Origin of the sequence: Streptomyces sp. SID4985 (genome assembly GCF_009863025.1) — a bacterium.
Lineage (GTDB): Bacteria > Actinomycetota > Actinomycetes > Streptomycetales > Streptomycetaceae > Streptomyces.
Genome location: NZ_WWIR01000271.1, coordinates 1 through 3,382, shown reverse-complemented (window position 1 = coordinate 3,382; position 3,382 = coordinate 1). Strand labels below are relative to the sequence as shown.

Genomic DNA, 3,382 nt, shown 5'->3' with positions numbered 1-3,382 from the left:
CGCCCGCCGCCGCCTGGAACCAGCCCGGCACTCCGGCGCCCCCGGCGGCCGAGCAGCCGCCCAACCCGCAGGCGCAGCCCACCGGTTACGCCTTCCCGCCGCAGCCCGGACCGGCCGCCGCCCCCGACTCCCCCGGCGGCTACGCCTTTCCCCCGGCGAACCCGCTCAACCAGGCGCCCCCGGCGTCCGGTTACGCCTTCCCGCCGCACCCCGGCCCGCAGTCCGCACCCCAGGCCGACCCCAACACCCCTGCCCCGCAGTCGGGTTACGCCTTCCCCCCGACCGCGCAGCCCCAGCCGCAGGCACAGCCCCAGCCCCCGGCTCAGCAGGCCCCGCCGATCGATCCGCGCACCGGTACCGCCTGGCCGCAGGCCGTCCAGCACGACCAGCGGCAGCCGACCAACCCCGGTGCCGCGCCGCTGGGTTACACGGCTGCCGTGGAGCTGTCCTCGGACCGGCTGCTCAACAACAAGCGGCAGAAGGCGCGCAGCGGACGCCCCGCGGCCGCCGCGTCCCGGTTCAAGCTGGGCGGCAAGAAGGAGGAGGCGGAGCGGCAGCGCAAGCTGGAGCTGATCCGCACCCCCGTGCTGTCCTGCTACCGGATCGCGGTGATCAGCCTCAAGGGCGGTGTCGGCAAGACGACGACCACCACCGCGCTCGGCTCCACCCTCGCCTCCGAGCGTCAGGACAAGATCCTCGCGATCGACGCCAACCCGGACGCGGGCACGCTCGGCCGCCGGGTGCGCCGCGAGACCGGGGCGACCATCCGCGACCTGGTGCAGGCGATCCCGCACCTCAGCTCGTACATGGACATCCGGCGGTTCACCTCCCAGGCATCCTCCGGCCTGGAGATCATCGCCAACGACGTGGACCCGGCCGTCTCGACCACGTTCAACGACGAGGACTACCGCCGCGCGATAGACGTGCTCGGCAAGCAGTACCCGGTCATCCTCACCGACTCGGGCACCGGCCTGCTCTACAGCGCCATGCGCGGGGTGCTGGACCTCGCCGACCAGCTGATCATCATCTCCACCCCGTCCGTGGACGGCGCGAGCAGCGCGAGCACCACGCTCGACTGGCTGTCCGCGCACGGGTACGCCGACCTGGTCGCCCGGTCGATCACGGTGATCTCCGGGGTCCGCGAGACCGGCAAGATGATCAAGGTCGACGACATCGTGTCCCACTTCGAGACCCGGTGCCGGGGCGTGGTCGTGGTGCCGTTCGACGAGCACCTGGCCGCCGGTGCCGAGGTGGACCTGGACATGATGCGGCCGAAGGTGCGGGAGGCGTACTTCAACCTCGCGGCGATGGTCGCCGAGGACTTCGTACGGCACCAGCAGGCGCACGGGCTGTGGACCAGGGACGGCAACCCGCCGCCGGTGGCCGCCCCGCCGCTGCCCGGCCAGTACCCGTACATCCCGGGCCAGCCGACGGGTCAGCCGTACCCGGGCCAGCCCTATCCGCCCCAGCAGGGCCAGCAGCCGTACCCGCCGCAGCCGGGGCAGCAGCCCTATCCCCCGCAGCCGGGCCAGCCGTACATCCCTCCGCAGGGACAGCCCCTGTACCCGCCGCAGGCCGCGCCGGGCCAGCAGCCGCCCCAGGCACCGCCGTACGGCTATCCGCAGCCCCCGCAGCAGTAGGCAGTGCACGGGAAAGGGCGGCCGGGAAACCGGCCGCCCTTTCGTGTCCCGAGTGTTCCGGGCGCCCCACGTGTCCCGGCGTTACGCGTCCGCCGCCACGATCTCCCGGCACCGCTCCACGTCCCGGCCCATCTGCTCCAGCAGGGCCTCCAGCGAGTCGAACTTGGCCTGGCCGCGCACGTACGCCAGGAAGTCCACGGCGACGTGCAGCCCGTACAGGTCGAGGCCGACGCGGTCGATGGCGTACGCCTCCACCGTGCGCTCGGTGCCGTCGAACTGCGGGTTGGTGCCGACGGAGATCGCGGCCGGCATCGCCTCGCCCTGGCAGTGCAGATACCCGGCGTAGACGCCGTCGGCCGGGATGGCGGTGTGCGGCAGGGTCTCGACGTTGGCGGTGGGGAAGCCCAGCTCGCGCCCGCGCTGGGCGCCGCGCACGACCACGCCCTCCACGCGGTGCGGGCGGCCCAGGATCTCCCGGGCCCCGGCCAGGTCGCCCTCGGCGATCAGGCGCCGGGTCAGCGTGGAGGAGAACGGCGCTCCGCCGCCCGCCTCGCCGGTGAGGTGCAGGTCGACGACCTCCACCTCGTAGTCGTAGACCTTGCCCTGCTCGGCGAGGAAGTCCACGGTGCCGGCCGCGCGGTGCCCGAAGCGGAAGTTCGGGCCCTCCACGACGGCCTTGGCGTGCAGCTTGTCCACCAGGACCTTGACCACGAAGTCGGCCGGGGAGAGCTGCGAGAACTCGGCGGTGAACGGCAGCACCAGGACCGCGTCCACGCCCAGTTCGGCCATCAGCTCGGCCCGGCGGTGGTGCGGGGCGAGCAGCGGCGGGTGGCTGCCCGGCCGCACGACCTCGCTGGGGTGCGGGTCGAAGGTGACCACGACGGCCGGGACGCCCAGCTTCCGGGCCCGGTCCACGGCGTGCTCGATGATCAACTGGTGGCCGCGGTGGACGCCGTCGTAGGACCCGATGGTGACGACGCTGCGCCCCCAGTCCTGGGGGATGTCCTCCAAGCCACGCCAGCGCTGCACTGTGACCGCTCCTCGAACCCGTGTCCGTGTCTACCGGCGACCTGTCGCGCAGGTCCCCGCGTTCATCATTGACCTCTTGTGCAGGTCTAAGGGTGCCATGCCGCCCGCCCGCGCCCCGCATCGGCCGGTGGCTGTGACCGGACACACGTACGAGACCCCACCTCAGGTACGCCCGTACCCGGCCGGGCTCACACCGGTACGCGCGTCCCGGCCACGCTCTCGATCGCGCGCCGGGCACCCGGACCCGGCAGTCCGGCCCAGTCGTCGGGGGCCTCGGTGAGCCAGCGGGCCAGTCGTACGGCGAGGCCGGGCACCTCTTCGGCGAGGTCCACCAGGCAGTCGTCGAAGCGGGCGGCGCCCTCGGGGGTACGCCCGCACAGCAGGCCGGTGCGGTGCAGCAGCCCGCGCGCCTCGGCCTCGCCGTCACCCTCGCCCTCGGCCCCGTCGTCGCCGTCACAGTCGCCGTCGCGCAGGTGACCGACGGCCGCGCGGGCCGCCGCGAGCAGGACGGCCGGTTCCCGCTCATGGGCGAACAGCAGGTCGAGCAACTCGCGGCGCAGAGGCCCGGCGGCGCTCTCGCCCGGCGTGGCGAGCACGGTGGCCAGCGCCGTACGGACCGGTTCGGCGCCCGTGCCGAGCAGGCCGCCCACCAGCGGCAGCAGCTCGGAGCGGGCCGTCGGCCCCTGGCCGAGGCGGCGGGCGACGTACGCGGC

General features: G+C 73.9%; 2 protein-coding genes and 1 pseudogene. 1 reads left to right on the top strand and 2 read right to left on the bottom strand.

What is annotated here, in order from left to right:
* Window positions 1-1,640 (top strand): MinD/ParA family protein (locus GTW40_RS11200; RefSeq protein WP_161180016.1); only part of this gene is annotated, 1,640 nt, incomplete at its 5' end.
* A gap of 81 nt (window positions 1,641-1,721) precedes the next feature.
* Here GTW40_RS11200 and GTW40_RS11195 read toward each other — a convergent pair.
* Window positions 1,722-2,669 carry a bifunctional riboflavin kinase/FAD synthetase gene (locus tag GTW40_RS11195; RefSeq protein ID WP_161180015.1) on the bottom strand — a complete coding sequence of 316 codons (948 nt, stop codon included), beginning with the start codon at window positions 2,667-2,669 and terminating at the stop codon, window positions 1,722-1,724.
* A gap of 188 nt (window positions 2,670-2,857) precedes the next feature.
* Window positions 2,858-3,382, bottom strand: a pseudogene (locus tag GTW40_RS11190) (serine protease); the annotation flags it as partial.